Annotated in this window: 18 protein-coding genes; 9 read left to right on the plus strand and 9 right to left on the minus strand. The window is 63.3% G+C overall.

All coding sequences use genetic code 11. The annotated features are described in order from the left end of the window. The first annotated feature begins 157 nt into the window (after positions 1-157). The 7 genes from gspG (at position 158) to gspM (ending at position 5,473) form a co-directional block, all read left to right on the plus strand. Entirely contained in the window at positions 158-592 is a 435-nt protein-coding gene (gene gspG, locus PH5382_RS16180) for a type II secretion system major pseudopilin GspG (protein ID WP_255354110.1), read from the plus strand. After that, positions 577-1,149, plus strand: a complete 573-nt coding sequence (locus tag PH5382_RS19540) for a prepilin-type N-terminal cleavage/methylation domain-containing protein (protein WP_082645725.1) — start codon at positions 577-579, stop codon at positions 1,147-1,149. Before gspG ends, PH5382_RS19540 begins: the two co-directional genes overlap by 16 nt. After that, the gene (locus PH5382_RS16190; protein WP_058335440.1) at positions 1,134-1,550 is read left to right on the plus strand and encodes a prepilin-type N-terminal cleavage/methylation domain-containing protein; all 417 of its coding nucleotides are present in this window, start codon (positions 1,134-1,136) and stop codon (positions 1,548-1,550) included. Before PH5382_RS19540 ends, PH5382_RS16190 begins: the two co-directional genes overlap by 16 nt. Next, a complete protein-coding gene (locus tag PH5382_RS16195; RefSeq protein ID WP_058335441.1) occupies positions 1,547-2,296 on the plus strand; it encodes a type II secretion system protein GspJ in 750 nt (249 codons plus the stop codon). Before PH5382_RS16190 ends, PH5382_RS16195 begins: the two co-directional genes overlap by 4 nt. Next, on the plus strand, positions 2,293-3,327 hold the full coding sequence (gspK, locus tag PH5382_RS16200) for a type II secretion system minor pseudopilin GspK (RefSeq protein WP_058335442.1): 1,035 nt from the start codon (positions 2,293-2,295) through the stop codon (positions 3,325-3,327). Before PH5382_RS16195 ends, gspK begins: the two co-directional genes overlap by 4 nt. A gap of 179 nt (positions 3,328-3,506) precedes the next feature. After that, a complete protein-coding gene (gene gspL / locus PH5382_RS16205; RefSeq protein WP_058335443.1) occupies positions 3,507-4,937 on the plus strand; it encodes a type II secretion system protein GspL in 1,431 nt (476 codons plus the stop codon). Continuing rightward, complete coding sequence (gene gspM / locus PH5382_RS16210) at positions 4,934-5,473, plus strand: type II secretion system protein GspM (RefSeq protein ID WP_058335444.1); 540 nt, start codon at positions 4,934-4,936, stop codon at positions 5,471-5,473. The genes gspL and gspM overlap by 4 nt, the downstream gene beginning before the upstream one ends. Before the next feature lie 138 nt (positions 5,474-5,611). On the opposite strand, the gene PH5382_RS16215 is transcribed toward gspM, so the two are convergent. Further along, positions 5,612-6,139, minus strand: a complete 528-nt coding sequence (locus tag PH5382_RS16215) for an outer membrane protein assembly factor BamD (RefSeq protein ID WP_058335445.1) — start codon at positions 6,137-6,139, stop codon at positions 5,612-5,614. Between the two features lie 155 nt (positions 6,140-6,294). Between PH5382_RS16215 and PH5382_RS16220 the strand changes: the two genes are divergently transcribed. Beyond that, entirely contained in the window at positions 6,295-6,765 is a 471-nt protein-coding gene (locus PH5382_RS16220) for a type II secretion system protein N (protein WP_058335446.1), read from the plus strand. 36 nt (positions 6,766-6,801) lie between these two features. On the opposite strand, the gene PH5382_RS16225 is transcribed toward PH5382_RS16220, so the two are convergent. The 7 genes from PH5382_RS16225 to rfbC form a co-directional block, all read right to left on the minus strand. After that, entirely contained in the window at positions 6,802-8,061 is a 1,260-nt protein-coding gene (locus PH5382_RS16225) for a type II secretion system F family protein (protein ID WP_058335447.1), read from the minus strand. After that, entirely contained in the window at positions 8,058-9,512 is a 1,455-nt protein-coding gene (locus PH5382_RS16230; RefSeq protein WP_058335474.1) for a GspE/PulE family protein, read from the minus strand. The genes PH5382_RS16225 and PH5382_RS16230 overlap by 4 nt, the downstream gene beginning before the upstream one ends. Further along, the gene (gspD, locus tag PH5382_RS16235; protein ID WP_082645721.1) at positions 9,502-11,508 is read right to left on the minus strand and encodes a type II secretion system secretin GspD; all 2,007 of its coding nucleotides are present in this window, start codon (positions 11,506-11,508) and stop codon (positions 9,502-9,504) included. Before gspD ends, PH5382_RS16230 begins: the two co-directional genes overlap by 11 nt. A gap of 200 nt (positions 11,509-11,708) precedes the next feature. Then, positions 11,709-12,590, minus strand: a complete 882-nt coding sequence (rfbA, locus tag PH5382_RS16240) for a glucose-1-phosphate thymidylyltransferase RfbA (protein WP_058335448.1) — start codon at positions 12,588-12,590, stop codon at positions 11,709-11,711. Further along, the gene (rfbD, locus tag PH5382_RS16245; RefSeq protein WP_058335449.1) at positions 12,587-13,435 is read right to left on the minus strand and encodes a dTDP-4-dehydrorhamnose reductase; all 849 of its coding nucleotides are present in this window, start codon (positions 13,433-13,435) and stop codon (positions 12,587-12,589) included. Before rfbD ends, rfbA begins: the two co-directional genes overlap by 4 nt. After that, complete coding sequence (gene rfbB / locus PH5382_RS16250) at positions 13,432-14,484, minus strand: dTDP-glucose 4,6-dehydratase (RefSeq protein WP_058335450.1); 1,053 nt, start codon at positions 14,482-14,484, stop codon at positions 13,432-13,434. Before rfbB ends, rfbD begins: the two co-directional genes overlap by 4 nt. A 3-nt stretch (positions 14,485-14,487) precedes the next feature. Continuing rightward, positions 14,488-15,054, minus strand: a complete 567-nt coding sequence (gene rfbC / locus PH5382_RS16255; RefSeq protein WP_058335476.1) for a dTDP-4-dehydrorhamnose 3,5-epimerase — start codon at positions 15,052-15,054, stop codon at positions 14,488-14,490. Between the two features lie 202 nt (positions 15,055-15,256). On the opposite strand from rfbC, the gene PH5382_RS16260 reads away from it, so the two are divergent. Then, positions 15,257-16,501, plus strand: coding sequence for a glycosyltransferase family 4 protein (locus PH5382_RS16260; protein WP_058335451.1), 1,245 nt, complete (start codon positions 15,257-15,259; stop codon positions 16,499-16,501). Between the two features lie 92 nt (positions 16,502-16,593). Here the strand turns inward: PH5382_RS16260 and PH5382_RS16265 are convergent, their stop codons facing one another. Next, on the minus strand, positions 16,594-17,616 hold the full coding sequence (locus tag PH5382_RS16265) for a replication initiator protein A (RefSeq protein ID WP_058335452.1): 1,023 nt from the start codon (positions 17,614-17,616) through the stop codon (positions 16,594-16,596). Positions 17,617-17,915: the final 299 nt, after the last annotated feature.

Raw genomic sequence — 17,915 nt, forward strand, 5'->3', positions numbered from 1 at the left:
TCAGCGCGATGATGGACAAGCCTCGCCCCCCTCCCTTATCATGCAGAGGTTCAAAAGAAAGATTTCCATGCCCTCCCTCAGCCGCGCTTTTCAGCCTCGCCCGCTTCTGCGGTCCAACACTCCGAAGACCCAACAGTCTGGGCAGACTGGACAGACCTTGCAGTCCGAGAAAAAGGACAGCGGATTTTCCCTGCTGGAGCTGATGGTGGTGGTGGTGATCCTGTCGATCCTGGCACTGGTGGTGGTGCCCCGGGTGATTGATCGCCCCGATCAGGCCCGCGCCGCCCGCGCCAAGGCTGATATCGCGGCGATTGCCAGCGCCGTGAATCTCTACCGGTTGGACAATTTCCGCTATCCCAGCACCGAACAGGGGCTGCAGGCGCTGGTCACGCGCCCCAGCAGCGATCCTCAGCCCGCCAACTGGGCCGAGAACGGCTATATGGACCGCCTGCCAGTGGATCCCTGGGGGCAGCCCTATCACTATCTCTCCCCCGGCGTGCATGAGGATTTTGATGTCTTCAGCTATGGGGCCAATGGCCTTGCCGGCGGCGAGGGGGTCGATCAGGATATTGGCTCATGGACCCTGAATTAGAGCCTGATTTCGCCCAGACGACTGCGGGGTTCACTCTCATTGAACTGTTGATTGCAGTGGCTGTTCTGGCCGTGCTCGCGCTGGGAGCGACCCTGGCACTGCCTGCCGGGGTCAGCCGCGCGGAAAGCGATATGGCGCAGTTCCAGCGCCAGTTTCAGAGCATGCGGCAACTGGCCATCACCGGCCAGCACACACGCGGCCTGGCGGTCACCCCGCGCGACCTGCGCCAGGCCAGAAAAACCCCCGAAGGCTGGCAGCTTTCTGATCGGGCTTTGCGCTGGCGTGGCCGCGTCAGCCTCGCCGTCCATGCCCCTGCACCCAGAGCACCTGAACCGAGAGCCCCTGAACGCAGTCGTAGCGGCAGAACCCCTGAGATCCTGTTCCTTGCCGATGGCCGCACCTCGGCCTTTGACATCACTTTTCAATCTCGATCTGGTCAGCCCCAATCTGATCAGAACTGGTCGGGTCAAAATCGGTCAGGTCAAAATCGATCTGGCGGCAGGCTGACGCGCTGTCGCAGCGACGGCTGGACAGGTCTCATATGCGGCGCTTCCTAGCCTTGCGGCCTGCGCGCCGTCCCAGCACCAAAGCGCAGGCCAAAATCCGGGCCACGCGGGGGCTGACCCTGCTGGAACTGGCGGTGGCAATCCTGGTGCTGGCGCTTGGCAGTCTGGCAGCGCTGCGCGCAACCGATCAATCCCGCCGCGCCATTGGCGGCGAGATGCCCCGCCTGCTGGCCCGCATTGCCGCGCGCAACCGCGCCGAAGAGCTGCAGCTTCATGGCTTCTCGGGCCCCGGTTTGCCCCGTGAGGTCCAGATGGGCGGGCAGCCCATTCACCTGCAGGTCACGCATGAGACCACCGCCGGTGGCCTGATCCTGGCCGTGGTCACTGCCCGCGCCAGCAGTGGCGAAGCTGCCCAGCTCAGCCTCTATCTCACAGCCGAGCCACGCCAATGAGCCGCCCCAGCCCAACCGACAGGTCCGGAAAAAGAAGCTCGGAGCGCGGTCTCAGCCTGATCGAGCTGGTGGTCGCCATGGCGATCTTTGCCCTGGTGGCGGTTCTGGGCACGCAGGCGCTCACCGGGATGATCCGGATGCGCGATGATCTGGCGGCGCGCTCGGATCAGGCCGCAACCCTAGCTGAGGCCACCAGCCTGCTGCGCGCCGACCTAGCAGCCCTGGTGCCGATGCTGTTTTATCCACCCGATCGCGCCCCGCCGCGCTCTGCGCTGCGGTTTGCCCGGGGCACTGGCCGCGCCAGCCTGAAGCTCTCGGTGGCGGGGCAGCCAGATTTTCACAAGGATGTGCCCCGACTGACAGCAGGGCAAACAACAAGACAAACTGGGCCCATTGGCCTGAGCACACAGCGGGTGGAATGGCAGCTGCAGGCAGGGGTTCTCAGCCGGGGTTTCTGGCCAACACTCACCCCGGCAAGATCCGCCTCCCGCAGTCCCTCGGTGCCGATACTGACGGGGGTGCAGGACCTGCGGCTGCGCAGTTATTGGCCCCAGATCGGCTGGGTCGACGGGGCCAGCACGCTCCAGGCCTCTGCCGCTGACACGGCCACGACGACGACTGCCGCGGATAGCGACAGCGCTGCTTTCGCGGCCGAGGTCTATTCCAGCAGTCTCCCGCTGGCGGTCGAACTCACCCTGATCAGCGATGAATTTGGCAAGATTTCCCTTGTGGAGAGCCTGAAATGAGCCTGCTGCCCCTGCCGCCCCTGTCGCACAACAGCTCAGATAAGACAGGTTCGGCCCAGATTGGTTCCGCCCAGGCAGGGTCGACAAGCGCCGGCTTCGTGCTGGTCAATGCTCTGGTGCTGGTCGCGGCGCTGGCCGCCGTCGCCACCCTGTTGCTGATGCGCAGCGAACAGGGGCGCGCCCGGCTGCAGACCGGGCTGGTGGCCGATCAGCTGACCCTGGGGCTTGATGCCTTTGACGCCCTGGCGCTGACCCGGCTGGCGCGCGATACCAGCGGCAGCGATCATTCCAACGAGGTCTGGGCCAGACCGCAGGCCCCCCTGCCTCTGGCGCGCGGCGAGGTCAACGGTCAGATCTCTGATCTGCAGGGGCGCTTTAACGTCAATTGGCTGAGTGACCCGGACAATCTGCTGGCGCAAAAGGCACTGCACAGCCTGCTGGCCAAGCTGGGTCTGGCGCCTCAAATCGCGCAGAATATCCAAAGCTTCGTGACCCCCGGCGGGCTGAGCCCGGCGCAGCGGGCCCGGTGGCAGCGCCAAGCCCCCCCGCTGGATCCGGTTGGCGGCCCGCTGTTCAGCGCCGACCAGCTGGCCGAGCTGCCAGGGCTCACCCCGCGCGCCTATGCCCGGCTGCGGCCCCTGATCACAGCCCTGCCCGCTGACAGCCGTCTCAATGTAAACACCGCGCCGCCGCAGGTGCTGGCGGCGTTCTTGCCACATCTGCCCGCCGCCAGCCTCATCCGACTGACCCAGCGACGCGACCGCAGCCCCTTTGTATCGGTCGAGGCCTTTCTGACCGCCGCCCGGCTGGACCAGCCGCCACAGCAGGCGCAAGAGTCCCCCCAGACGGAGGGGGCAAAGCCGACACACAACCAGCTGCAGCCCGACCAGATCTCGGTCAGCTCCGCCTGGTTTCTGGTCGAGAGCAGCAGCCAGCTGGAGACTGCCTTTGCCCACCGTATCACCCTGCTGCATCGCCCGCGCCCCGGACGACGCCCCGCGCTGATCTGGCAGGTCACTACCCGCCCCTGACCGCCCCTGAGCACGCCTGAGCACGCCGCGCGTGAACAGAAAGACGGGCAGAAAAACTGGTAGAAAGACCGGCAGCCAAAAGCAGCATTGCACTTCGCTCTGCATCCCGACATGCTGCAGCAGATCCGCACGACCCACCCCTAACTTTCCTAACTTTGCCGCGACAGGAGCCCGCCTAGATGCCCACAGCCGCCCGGAAACAGGACGCGCCCCGCATCGCGCGTCTGGGCAGCCTTGGCCCCCAGAACCATCTAGACCACCAGGACAGCATGGGCATCAGCGCAGCGGATCCTGATACCGTGCTAACGGTGCCGGGCTATCTGGTACCGCTGGTCGCGCTGGACCTGCCGACAGGGCTGCGCGGGCAGGCGCGTGAACAGGTGGCGCATCGCCAGTTGGCGGATCGCAGCGCGATACCCGAAACCGACCTGGCCCTGCGCCCTTTCCTGCCTAGGCCCCTGTCGAGAAGCCTGCCCAAAAGATCCGGGCAGAAAAACCTCGGCGGCGACAGCTGGACCCGGGTGCTGATGGCCGAAACCCGCTGGCTTCAGGGACTTGAAGGTCTGAATTGCCGGGCGGTGTTGCCGGATTATCTGTCTCTGGGCACCGCACCGGGCCTGTGGACCGTAACACTGGACACTCTACCCCCGGACACCGTAGCACCGGAACACCCTGAACAGGGGCCGGACGCCGCAGTCGATATGGCAGGCGATACCATAGTCGATACGGCTAATGTCACAGAAGCCGCCACAAGCTGTTCCCAGCTCATCGTGCGACTTGGCCCCGAAGACGGCTTTAGCGCCCTGCCCCAGATCGGCCTGGCGATGCTGACCCAAGCCCTGCACGCCTCCCAAAACCAGTCCCGGCCCGCGCCAAAAGCGATCCTCTGGCTGGGGCCGACAGAGGCCGCAGAGCTGACCCAGATCCGCAGCCTGGCGGCACAGTGTGACCTGCCACTGGTCACCAACCCCGAGGCTCTTGATACATTGGGTCTGCCGCGCCCCAGCGTGTTCACCCATGGTGAGCTAAGCTGCGATCTGCGCCATAACCCGCTGGCGGCGCGGGCGCGGCTGGCCCGTCAGGTGCTGCCCTGGCGCTGGCCGCTGCTCGCGGCTTGCCTCGCGGCGGCTCTCTGGGGGGCGGCGCAGATCCTCGCCTTTGGTCAGGTGCAGGCAGAGGTCGACGCAAGCCGGGCCCGCAGTGCGGCATTGGTCAAGGCGCATTTCGTGCCAGAAGGCCCGGTGCTGGATGCGCGCCTGCAAGTCAGCCGGGCGCTGGCGGATCTGCGCCGCACCGCCACCAAGAGCGCGCAGGACCAGGGGCCTCTCGATTTGATGCAACGTCTGGCCGAGGTGTTGAGCCGCGCCGATCTGCGGCCAGACCTGCTGAGCTATCAAACCGGTATCGGACTGGTTCTGGCGCTGCGGGTCGAGGATTTTTCCCAAGCCGATCATCTTGCCGCGGCCCTGCGCGATGCCGGGCTTGCGCTGACGGTGACGGACTCACGGGTCAGTGATGCGGCCTCCGGGGTGCGCGCTGAATTTGTCATCACCGATGCCGCCCCCGATCTCAGCACCGAGACCGCCATTGGGACCGGAGTACAGAAATGAGCCTGCGCCTGATTGATTATCTGCTGTCTCTCAGCCAACGCGAAAGACTACTGCTGGGGCTTGCCGCTCTGGTCGCGGTGCTGGGGCTCGGCCTCGGGCTGCTGCTGCCACTGCAGGAGCGGCGACACAGGGCCGAGACCACCTTGACGGAGGCCCTGGCGCTTGAGGTCTGGCTGCGCGAGAGAATTGCCGAAAAACAGAGCCTAAACGGCGCATTTGAGGCCAAATCTCCCGAGCAATCTCTTGGGCAAAATCTGGGGCAACCAATTGGCACCAGCGGCATCGAACAGGGCTTGATCTCGGCCCGTCTGCGGCCCGCGCTCAGCGCGCTTGCGACGCAGGCGGATGGTGTGATCGAGCTGCGCTTTGACCGGGTGGATTTCACCCGGCTGGCCAATTGGATTTCGAGCTCACATCCCGCATGGGGCTATCGCCTCGACAGCTTTCGGCTGGAGGCCCTGGAGGGGGCCGAAAACGCAGGCCGGATCGCCGCCTGGATCACGCTGACCCCGACACGAGACCCAGCAGAAGACTAGCCTGACCGACAAAAAGCTGACCGACAAAAAGCTGGGCAAGAAACCGGCGAAAGAGACAACTCCGCCAATTCCGCCGACCAGTTCCGCCGGTCAAGCCGGCAGCTCGTCAGGCGTGCAGACTGCAATGCAGATGGGGGGTCACAGTTTCTGCAGGCGGGCAGAAATGCTGGCGCGGCGGCCTGCCATCGACCCCAGAGGATCAAGATCCGCATGCGATTTCAACACTTCGGCCAAGGCAGCACGGGCCTGGGTCAGCTGGGCCTTTCCGGCCTCCCCGTCGCCTTCGGCCAACAGCATCAGGCCCAGCTCATGCTGCGCCGTCCCCTGCACCGCCAGGGCGGCGCCACGAGCTTCGCCGCTTTGGCCCTGCGCCAAATCACCGGCGATCTTGGCGGCCTCGGCGTAATTGCCTGCGCGCAATTCCGCATGGGCATATTCCAGGCGCAAGCGGGCGGCCAGCGGGCCGGCCTCGGTGATCAGTTTCTGATAGCTGCGTTTGGCACGGGCGTAGTCGCCGCTTTCCAGCGCATTGCGCGCCACCGCGTATTTTGAGTGAAAGCCGTGGCTTCCGGAACCAGAGCTTTCGCCGCAGCTTCCCAAAAGCAGCACCCCGCAGGCCATCAGCCCGCCCATCAGCCCACGTTTTGCAAAAGATATCGCCTGCATTGCCTGCTCTTTTCCTATTTAATTATTTCACAAAATTTACCATGTTCAACATAGCCCGTCTATCTGCCCGCCCCTGCTGTGGGTCAGTTGTACCGCCACCTGTGACCCATATGCGCCTGCCTGTCCGGCGTCTCAACGAAAGCTGAAAGACGCCGATGCGCCTGATTGCTGCGATATTGACCTGTGGTGCCCTGGCGCTGGCGGCGCTGGCCGGGCAGGAACTGTGGCTACTGCTGACTGCAGCACCGCAAAAGGACACTGGCGTACAAATCGCTGCCGTCTCGCAGTCTGACGCCCCGCGCCCACCACAGAAACAGGCACACCGCTGGCCCGCCCTGTTTGGGGAAAGGCAACCACCAAAGCCCACAGCCGCCGCCACGCCACAGGCTGCACCACAGCCACCAAAGACGCCAAAGCCTCCGATCGAAAGCCTAGGCTATGTGCTCAAAGGCCGGGTGCAGGCCGGCCCCGCGACCTGGGCTATCGTCTCGCATCCCAGCGGCGAACAACTGGTGCGTCAGGGTGATGCGCTGCGCGCGGGGATCACGATTGCCCGCATCGACGCCAAAGGACTGTGGATTTCGCGTGAAGGGGATGCGCCGGAATTGCTGGAATTCACGCAATAGCGCCCGCCCCTTTGGCTGCTGGGGCAGCAGAGGAGGTCAGCCTGCGACCACCGCCTGCAGATCAAAGATCGGCAGCAGTACCGCCAGAACAATCACCAGCACCAGCCCCCCGACAAGCATCATCAAAGCAGGCTCTAACAGAGCGGCAATGCGCTTTCTCTCGGTCGAGAGCCGGTGTTCCACCAGCGTCGCTGCGCGCTCAGACATCCGAGCCAGACGCACCGAGACCTCGCCGGCGGCGATCAGTTGCCGCGCCACCGGCGGCAGAAACGACAGCCGCTCCAGAGCGCTGGACAGGTTTTCGCCCTGACGCACCGCGGTTGCAACCGCGCGCCCCTCGGTCTGAAACCGGGCAATGGTCAGCACCTCAACGGCGCTGTCGGCCGCATTCAGCACCGCGTGGCGCGCGCCCAGCACCAGCGCCAGGGTGCGCAGATATTGCACCGCCGCCGAAAGCCGCATCAGCCGCCCCACCAGAGGCAGGCGCAGCAGCAGCCGGTCGCGCCGCAGCCGCAGCCCCGGCACCCGTGGCACCAGGACAAGAAACCCTGCCAGAAACAGCAGCCCGGCGCCAATCAGCAGGGCGTTGTCCCGGATCAGATCCGACACCGCCAGTACTGCCCGCGTCAAAGGCGGCAGGGGCCGCCCGGAAAGTTCAAACATGGCGACAATTTCAGGTGCGACATTGACCATCAAAATGGCGCAGACCAGCAAGGAGACCGCCGCCACAAAGCCCGGATAGATCAGCGCCGTGGCAATCTGCGCTTTGTCACTGCCCAGCTGTTCCAAATGATCCGCCAGAGCGTTGAACACCACTGCCAGCTCTCCGGCAGTTTCACCAGCGCGCAGGGCCGCCAGATAATAGGGCGCAAAACCTGCCCCCGCCTGGCTCAGCGCCTCTGACAGGCGGGCCCCATCCAGCAGGGCAGCGCGTGTTTCGGCCGCCACCGCATCCAGCGCCGAATGGCCGCCTGTGCGCACCGCTTCAAGGGCGGCTTCCACCGGCAGCTCCGCCCCCAGCATCACCGCCATCTGGCGGGTGAAGACCGCCTGCAGATCCGGGCTGAGCCGATGCCTGCGGGACGCAAACAGCCGCCGGGCGCTTTCACCGATACCCGGTTTCGACTCCGCTCCGGAAACTGGCCTGGAAGCGAGCGCGCGGGTCTCCTGCAGCTCGGCAACAAAAAGATCCTGCTCCGCCAGCTGGGCGCTGGCATCGCGTTCGGTTTCGGCCACCACAGTGCCACTGCGCCGCCGACCCGCGCTGGTATAGGCGATATAACGATAGGCCTTCACGCCACATCCCCGACCACGCGCAGGGCTTCCGCCAGGCTGACCTCGCCTGTGGTCACCGCCAACAGCCCCTGCCCGATCAGGCTCTCCTGCGCGCCAAGCGCCAGCGCCTTCAGCTCGGCCTCGCTGACGCCCCGATCGATGGCGGCGGTGACCCTATCGGTGACCTCTGCCATTTCAAAAATACCGATGCGCCCCGCATGGCCGCTGCCGTTGCAACTGGCACAGCCCTGTGGCGCCTGGATCTGCGCAGGCACAGAAACCCCGTGGCGCTGAAACAGCGCGGCTTCGTCCGGGGTTGGCACCTGCGCCTTGCGACACGTGGGACACAGCCTGCGCAGCAGGCGCTGTGCGATCACTCCGCGCAGGGTCGCCGCAATCAGGAAATTATCAAGGCCAAGGTCGCGCAGCCGCACGATGGCCCCGACCGAACTGTTGGCATGCAGCGAGGAAAACACCAGATGGCCGGTCAGCGCGGCCTGCGCGGCCGTCTGCGCGGTTTCCTGATCGCGGATCTCGCCGACCAGAATGACATCCGGATCCTGACGCAGGGTGGCACGCAGCCCGGCGGCAAAGCTCATGCCGATCTCGGCATTGATCTGGCTTTGACTGATGCCGGGCAGATCATATTCGATGGGATCTTCCACCGTGACGATATTGCGCTCGGCCCGGTCGGCCAGCTGCAACAGCGAATACAGCGTCGTGGTCTTGCCCGCGCCGGTTGGACCTGTCGCCAGGATGATACCGTTGGGAAACCCCGAAAGTCGCCGCAATAGAGCCTGTTGTTGCGGCGAAAGCCCCAGATCGCCCAGGGGCCGTAGCCCGGTAGAACGGTCCAGAATCCTGAGCACGATACGTTCACCGTAATGGCCGGGCAGCGAGCTGACCCGGGTGTCGATCTGACGGCCTGCCAGCGCCAGCGGGATACGGCCATCCTGCGGCAGCCGGGTCTCGGCGATATCCAGCCCCGCCATCACCTTGAGCCGCGACACGATCCGGCGCACCGGCACATCCGCGCGATCCATCACCTCTTGCAAAAACCCATCAATGCGCATGCGCACCCGCAGCCCGCCTTCGTGCGGTTCAATATGCAGGTCCGAAGCGCCGCTTTGCACCGCCCGGCGCAGCAGCTGATTGACTAGGGTGATCACCGGCGCATCGCCCGGCTCATCCAGCAGGTCGCGCTGGCGGCGGGCAAAGGCCTGCTCCTCAAGATCAAAGCACAGCTCCGGCGCGTCGCCGACCTCTGCCGCGCTTTGCTGATAGACCCGCGCCAGGGCCGCTTCAAAACCAGGCAGGTCCAGCGCCTGATAGGTCATGGCCGGGTTCAGCCCGATGCGGCGCTGCGCCTCGCGCAGCCCCAGCTGGGTGACGCCGGGCCCGGCCATCAGGCAGTCCCCTTCGAGCAGCACCTGCTGGTCGCGGGCAAAGGAGAAGGGCAGCCTAGTTGCCACTGCCAAAGCGGAGCCTGCTCGGGAGAGGGGGGAAATTGCGCCGCTGTGCGACATCATCAATAAACCCGGCATCAAAGGGCTGGTTCAGATCGGCGCCGTCAAAGGGCAGCGCGCCCAGCTGGTTGCGGGGGAACTTGCCATCATCGACCGGCGTGATCGCGGCACTGACGTTTTGCGCCTTGCGCGACAGCTGGCGGGTGATCCGCTTTGCCTCGGCCTCGCTTGACACCCCCTGCGGGCGCAACAGCACCAACAGAACCCGCTGATTGCTGTTGGCATTCTTGCCGCGAAACAGCCCGCCTACCAATGGCAGCTCGGCTAGGCCCGGCACCTTCTGGCTGACCCCGCCGGAGCCGTTTTCCAGCAGCCCGCCCAGCATGATCACATTGCCATCGCGCACCAGCGCTGTGGTCGAGAGCGAGCGCCGCGAGGTGATCTCTCCGCCCGAAGAGGCGGTGGTATTGGTCAGGTTAGAGACTTCCTGCTTGATCACCATGCGCACGGTGCGGTCGGCATTGATCTGCGGCGTCACATTCAGGGTGAGACCAACGTCCTGGCGTTCGATGGTCTGAAACGGGTTATCCACCGAGCTGCCATCGCTGACGGTGGAATAGCTGCCGGTGACAAAAGGCACATTCTGCGCCACCACGATTTCGGCTTCCTGATTGTTCAGGGTCAGGATCGAAGGGGTCGACAACAGCCGGGTGGAATTCACCGAGGCAATGGCAGTTAGCAGACCAACGATCCCATCGCCGCTGTCATTGCGTTTGGCGCCGCCAAAGACACCGCCGGACCCCAGCGCCGGGGTGGTGCCACTGCTGACAGAAGAAATCAGATTGGTCAGGCTGGACCGGCCCGGCAGATCAAACTGGGCGCCCCCCACCAGAGCATTGTTCAGAACCGCGCCGAACTGCACCGAAAGATCGGACAATCCTTCGACCGACATCTCGAAAATAACCGCCTCGACCAGAACCTGCGTCGGGCGCTGATCAAGATAACGCACCATCTGGACAATATCGGCAATGCGCTCCTGCGGGGCCGAGATCAGCAACGTATTGGTCTGCAGCTCTGGCACAATGCGCACCGGCGCGCGCACATCGCTGCCGCCATCGGTATTGAGGGTGCGCATCACCACATCGGCAATCGAGGCCGCATCGGCATAGTTCAGCGGCACGGTGCGCGACACCACGGTATTGCGCTGGGTGTCCAGCTCGTCCACCAGCAGCCGCACCCGGTGGCGCAGCGCCTCGGAGCCGGAAATCAGCAAGGCATTCGAGCGCCGGTCGACACTCACGGAGGATCCTGCCGGGATCAGATCCATCGACTGCACCACCTGCAGCACATCCGCCGCATTGGCGTTTTGCAGCCGCAGGATCTCGATCGGCGGCGCCGCACGCGGCTGGTCCAGCCGTTCGATCAGCCGGGTGATCCGGTTCAGGTTGGCACTGCGGTCGGAAATGATCAGCCGCTTGGCACCGGGCACCGGCGTCATCACCGCCTCGGCCGGCAACAGCGGACGCACCACTTCGATCACCTCCTGCAGCGGGATCTCCTTCACCGGGATCACCCGGGTTTCAAAGCCACTGGGCAGCCCGGCGCTGCCCCCCGTCGACAGCTCACGCGCGACATTCATCGGCACGATGCGATCCGCGCCCGCGCCTTCGATCAGGGTCAGCCGGTTGAGCTCCAGCACCGACAGAAAGACCTCAAAGAGATCCTGCGGCGACATCTGGTCCGGCGCCAGCACCGTCACGGTGCCGCGCACGCCGGGGTCCAGCACAAAGCTGCGGCCGGTGGCCTCTGAAACGATTTCGACAAAATTGCGCAGCTCCGCATCGCGCAGGTCCAGCGTCACCTGCGCCTGTATCGGCTGCCCCCAGAACAGGCTGAGCGTCAGGCAAAATACCAACCGCCCCAGCCAGAGCCGGAGGATCCGTGCAACAGTGGCCTGTACCGAAGCGACCTGTACCGGGTGCGTCTCTGCGAGCGATTTCATAGGCGGCTCTTTTACTGATGCGGACGGCTGCAGAGTTTTACAGAATCTGCAGCCGCCGCTGTCTTACGTGTTCACGGACACCATAAAGGAAATGCGCCCAAAACCCATGGTTTTCTGACGCATTTCTCAATATGTGCGGCTAAACAGCAAGGTCGCCACAAACTGTGCTATAGACGCCCGCCCAGAACTTAACCCGGCCTCTAGGCCAGCAAGCCCTCCAGGTAGCGGCCATAATCGTTTTTGGCAAAAAGCCGGGCGCGGGCCTGCAGCTGGGCGCGGTCAATCCAGCCCTGTTCAAAGGCGATCTCTTCCGGGCAGCCGGTCTGCAACCCCTGACGTTCCTGCAGGGTGCGCACGAAATTGCCCGCATCCAGCAAGGATCCATGGGTGCCGGTATCAAGCCAGGCATAGCCACGGCCCATGGTTTCAACCCGCAGATCGCCAGCATCCAGATACATCTGCAAAAGATCGGTGATCTCCAGCTCGCCACGTGGCGAGGGTTTGACCGCCCGGGCCCGTTCCGCCGCAGTGCCATCCAGGAAATAGAGCCCGGTCACCGCATAATTCGACGGCGGCACTTCGGGTTTTTCGATGATCTGGTGGGCGGTGCCATCGGCTTCGAATTCGACCACGCCATAGCGTTCCGGATCCGAGACATGATAGCCAAAGACGGTGCCGCCGCTGTCTTGCGCATCGGCTGCCGCCAGCAGTTTCGGCAAGCCATGGCCAAAGAAGATATTGTCGCCCAGCACCAGGGCAGAGGGTGCCCCTGCCAGGAAGTCTTCGGCCAGAATAAAGGCCTGCGCCAGCCCGTCGGGGCTTGGCTGTACCACATAGGTGAGCTCGACGCCCCACTGGCTGCCATCGCCCAGGGTGCGTTTGAACTGCTCCTGATCCTGCGGTGTGGTGATTACGCAGATCTCACGGATCCCCGCCAGCATCAGCACCGACAGCGGGTAATAGACCATCGGTTTGTCATAGATTGGCAGGAGCTGCTTCGACACGCCCATGGTGATCGGGTAAAGCCGGGTGCCGGATCCACCGGCCAGAATAATGCCCTTACGTGCTGTTTGTGCGGTCATGCACTCTCTCCCAAATCTTTCAAAATCGCATCCAGCCCGATCTGCCAATCCGGCGGATACAGGCCAAAAACAGTCTCTAATGTAGTACAATCCAGCCTGGAGTTCAGCGGCCGCTGTGCAGGGGTCGGATAGTCACTGCTTGGAATACCCGCCACCTCGCAAGCGATCCCGGCACGGCTGAAAATCGCTTCGGCAAAGCCCGCCCAGGAGGTCTCGGGACTGCCACCATAGTGATAAATCCCGGCCTTACCCGGATCCGATGCCAGCTGGCGCGCCACCTCAAGACAGGTGGCTGCAATATCGCGCGCCGGGGTTGGGGCACCGATCTGATCCGCCACAATGGTCAGGCGCGCGCGTTCGGCGCCCAGCCGCAACATCGTCTTGATGAAGTTCTGGCCATGGGCCGACACCACCCAGGAAGTGCGCAGCACCGCAAAGCTGCCCCCCGCCGCGACAACCGCCATCTCGCCGGCCAGCTTTGAGCGGCCATAGGCATTGAGCGGCGCCGGGCAATCATCAGGCCGCCAGGCCCGGGTGCCGCTGCCATCAAAGACATAGTCAGTCGACAGCGTCACAAAGGGGATGCCAAGCGCGGCACAGGCCTGCGCCATGGCCGCCGGAGCCTCGGCGTTGATCACCTGCGCCAGCGCCTCTTCCGTTTCGGCCTTGTCCACGGCTGTATAGGCAGCGGCATTGATCACCGCTGTGGGCCGCATCTCAGAAATCACTGCCGCGCAGGCTGCCGGATCGCTCAGATCCGCCTGCGTCCGGCCCAGGCAGGTCACGCCATCATGGCGCGCCAGCTCCTGCGCCACTTGACCGGTCTGGCCAAAAACGAGGATCATGCCTTGGTTCCCAGACGCTCGCCGACACCGGCCCGGTCCTGCAGGGCGCGCCACCAGGTCTCGTTGTCGAGATACCATTGCACGGTGCGCTCCAGCCCCTCTTCGACCGTCACCGAAGGCCGCCAGCCCAGCTCCTCGCGGATGCGCGAGGGATCAATTGCATAGCGGGCATCATGGCCGGGCCGGTCGGTGACAAATGTGATCTGATCGGCATAAGACTTACCGTCAGCACGGGGTCGCTTCTGATCAAGAATTGCACAGAGCGTCTGCACCAGCTCAAGATTGGAGCGCTCATTCTCGCCACCGACATTGTAGCTGCGTCCCAGCGCGCCCTTTTGCACCACCAGAAGCAGCGCATCGGCGTGGTCCTCGACATAGAGCCAGTCGCGCACGTTTGAGCCATCGCCATAGATCGGCAGCGCCTTGCCGGCCAGCGCGTTCAAAATCACCACCGGGATCAGCTTTTCGGGGAAATGGAAGGGGCCGTAGTTGTTGGAACAATTGGTCAGCACCACCGGCAGCCCGTAGGTCTCGGCCCAGGCGCGTACCAGATGATCTGACGCGGCCTTGGAGGCGGAATAGGGCGAGCGCGGATCATAGGCGGTCTCTTCGGTGAACATCACCTCGGGATCATTGGGCAGGGAGCCATAGACCTCGTCCGTGGAGATGTGATGGAACCGGAAGCTCTCGGGGCGCCCTGCATCCTGCCAGTATTTGCGCGCCGCCTCCAGCATCTGATAGGTGCCGGTGATATTGGTCTCGATGAAGTCCCCTGGCCCGTCAATCGAGCGGTCCACATGGCTTTCAGCCGCCAGATGCATCACCGCATCGGGCCTATGTGTCGCAAACCCCCGGTCCAGCGCGGCGCGGTCGCGGATATCAACCTGCTCAAACGTGTAATTGGCATTGTCCGCCACGCCCGCCACATTTTCCAGACAGGCTGCATAGGTCAGCGCATCCAGATTGACCACCTGGTGGCCATCCGCAATGGCGCGGCGCACCACGGCAGATCCAATAAAGCCGGCACCACCGGTCACAAGCAGTTTCATCTGTTATCCTTCCCACACAAACGGGCTGTCAAAATCAGCAAGCGCGGGCGCGGCGGCATCCTTGTCGCTCAACACCAGCTGGCTCTCAAAGCCCTGATCAAGACCCCAGTCGATACCGCAGCTGTCCCAGGCCACGGCCCCGTCGCAGTCCGGGGCGTAATAATCGGTGCATTTGTACAGGATCTCGGTATCGGGCGCGCGGGTGATGAACCCATGCAAAAATCCCTTGGGCACCAGCAGCTGTTTGCCGTTTTCGGCGCTGAGTTCAATACCGAACCACTGCCCATAGCTGGGTGAGCCTTTGCGGATATCCACCGCCACATCAAACAAAACCCCGCGCCCACAGCGGACCAATTTATCCTGCGCATGGGGCGGTGCCTGAAAATGCAGCCCCCGCAGGGTCCCCACCTGAGAGGACAGCGACTGGTTATCTTGGACAAAATCCAGATCAATTCCATGCTCGGACAACTGGTTCCGGTTCCAGCATTCGCTAAAGAAGCCGCGTGCATCACCAAACCGTCTCGGGGTCAGGATTTTCACACCCTGTAATGGAGTATCCTCAATCTGCAAAACCTGTTCCCAGCCTTTTTTCGTCAAAATCCTCGGCACCCTTAGCAATGCCCGGCTTGGTTGTCACCGTGAAGTTGCCCCCCTGAAGGTGTCACCGTGAAACAGAGGGGCAAACGCGCCATCCCCCACAACCGCTTGCCTCCTTCGGGCAGAGAAGCCAAAGATGCACATACCTGTCCCCAGATGAATGTGCCGATCCTCCATGAAACTACTTTTTGTTCACCAGAATATGCCCGGCCAGTACCGCGAAATGCTGGTCTGGCTGAGCCAGTTTGGCGGCCAGGAGATCGTCTTTCTCACCCAGCGCCGGGATGTGCAGATCAAAGGGGTGAAGACCCTCAGCTACCGCCCCCATCACAAGCCCGCAGCAGATGCCTATGGCCTGTCCAAGGATTGGGAGGCCGCCGCCGGCGCGGGCCTTGGGGCGGCCATGGCCATGCGACAGTTTGAAAAGGACCAGGGCTTTAAGCCCGATATCATCATTGGCCATACCGGCTGGGGCGAGCTGTTGTTCATGAAAGAGGTCTGGCCGGATGTGCCGGTGATTGGCTTTTTTGAATATTTCTACCGCACCAGCGGTGGCCTGGTGGGCTTTGATCCCGAAAGCCCCGCCAATGATCAGGCCGGCTTTTTTGCCCAGGCCCGCAACACGGTGCCCTATGCCAGCATCGAAGTGGTGGATCAGGGCCATGTGCCCACCCTGTGGCAGCGCGACCGTTTTCCCAGCTCCTTCCATGACCGCATGTATACCTGCCATGACGGCATTCGCTGTGACCGGCTGCTGCCGGATGAAAACGCCTCGGTCGGGCTGGGGCGGCTGGACCACCCTCTGACCCGCGACGACGAGGTGGTGACCTATATCGCCCGCAACATGGAGCGGGCGCGCGGCTTTCACATCATGATGCGCGCCCTGCCCCGGATCCAGGCCACCCGCCCCAAGGCCCGCGTGCTGATGATCGGCGGCAACGAGACCTCTTATGGTGCCGAGAGCAGCCACGCCAACGGGCTACGTGGTGAGATGGAAGCAGAGCTGGGCGATAGCGTCGACTGGAGCCGGGTGCATTTCCTCGGCAAGGTGCCCTATGACGATCTCTGCCGCATCATTCGCATCAGCCGCTGCCACATCTATCTGACCATGCCCTTTGTGCTCAGCTGGTCCCTCTTGGAGGCGATGTCGATGCAGGCCACCGTGGTGGCGGCCGATGTCGCCCCGGTGCGCGAAGCCATAAGCCATAATGAGACCGGTATGCTGGTGGATTTCTTTGACCCCGGCGCGCTGGCGGATCAGGTCACGGATGTGCTGGCCAATCCGGGCGCCTATGCCCATCTGGGCCCGGCGGCGCGGGCGCATGTCATGGCGCAGTATGATTTTCTCAGCCATTGCCTGCCCGAACATATCGCCCAGATCAATGCCTTGGTTCCAACCGCAAAACAGATCCGCATGTAACGGGGCCACAGGGGCCAAATGTTTCGCGCGCGAAACATTTGGCACAAAATCAGAGTCGAAACAAATCGCATTAGAGCCTGTTCAGGCGGGTCTCATTCAAGGCCGCGCTTCTTGACCCAGCCCAGGAAAGCCGCATCGGCCTGCCGCAGGCGCGGACGCCCCGTGCGCGCCCACATCGCCTGCCATTCGGCTTCCAGTGCATAAACATCTGCCCCCGGCATCAGATCACGGGCGCGCTCCAATGTGGTGGCTTTCAGCACCGGAGTGGCGGCGCCAGCCCCCCCACTGCCCGGTTCTGTCACCGCATGTTTCTGGGAAAACCGGATCAGGTCTCCGGGCAGCTCTTCCATGGCGTAATCCGGCAGGGGCTGGGCTGCGATCATGTCGCGCACCATCTTGCGAAACACCCGCCGCGGGCTGGCGGATCCGGATTTTTTCAGCAGGGTTTCCACCGAAATGGTCCAGGCCTGCTGGCGACCGCAGTGTTTGCGGGTCAGCTCGTAGATGCGGCGCTCCAGCGGTTTGCGCAGGCGGAAATAGTCGCGGCTGAGGGTCAGCACCGATTTCGACATCACCGCGCGAAACAACCAGTCCGACAGCGTCACCGCGACACTGACCATACGACCACCACGTGCCTTGCGCACGATCTCCCAGCGCTCGATCAGACCAAAGCCCGAGGTGACCTCCTCGCCGCCGGTGACGATATTGGTGGTGATGCGGGTGCCGGCGAGGCGCTCAAAACTTTCGCGCAAACGGCGATAGGCATCGCCAGAGGTTTCGCGATTGGTGGCCAGCAACAGATCATGCGCTTTCAGGTGCAGGGTGCGGCTGACCTGCCGCCCGGCATTCAATGCTGCCATCAGCTGGCTGACGCAAAAGATCAGGATGTCCTTGTCGTGGATCGTCGCCAATCCTTTAACGCTGGGCACCACGGTGATCTCGGCGCCATTGTGCTGATAGTTCAGAATGCGCCGGTCAGGCCGGGTCGCCAGCGAGAACAGCGGATGCTCCATCGAGGCCAGATCGTTCTTGGGAATGGCGTCAAAGATATCGCAGAGAAAAAAATCTCCCTGCCCTTCGGCCGGATAGGCTCCGCCTGTTACTGCTGCGCTCATCACTGTTCTGCCCGCTCTGCCTGTCCCCTGATTTGCCCTGATTGATCGGGTCTTTTCGGGGTGACTCGTTTTTCGTGGTTTTGATTACGCCCACCCTAGAGTTATCCACAAGCATTCTCAACGGGGTTCCGGAATCGCTGCTTCGGGGGTTTGGAGTCATTTCAACGGGGTTTCAGAGTCACCAGTGCTGAAAATATACCCTCCAAAGCCTTTTAAAAAAGGGGTTTGCAAGCACAGCCTTGTCCCCTTAACTTATATATAACTCATAAATAACAGAGCAGAAAAATTTCAACTGCCCC

The organism is Phaeobacter sp. CECT 5382, assembly GCF_001457775.1.
Lineage (GTDB): Bacteria > Pseudomonadota > Alphaproteobacteria > Rhodobacterales > Rhodobacteraceae > Pseudophaeobacter.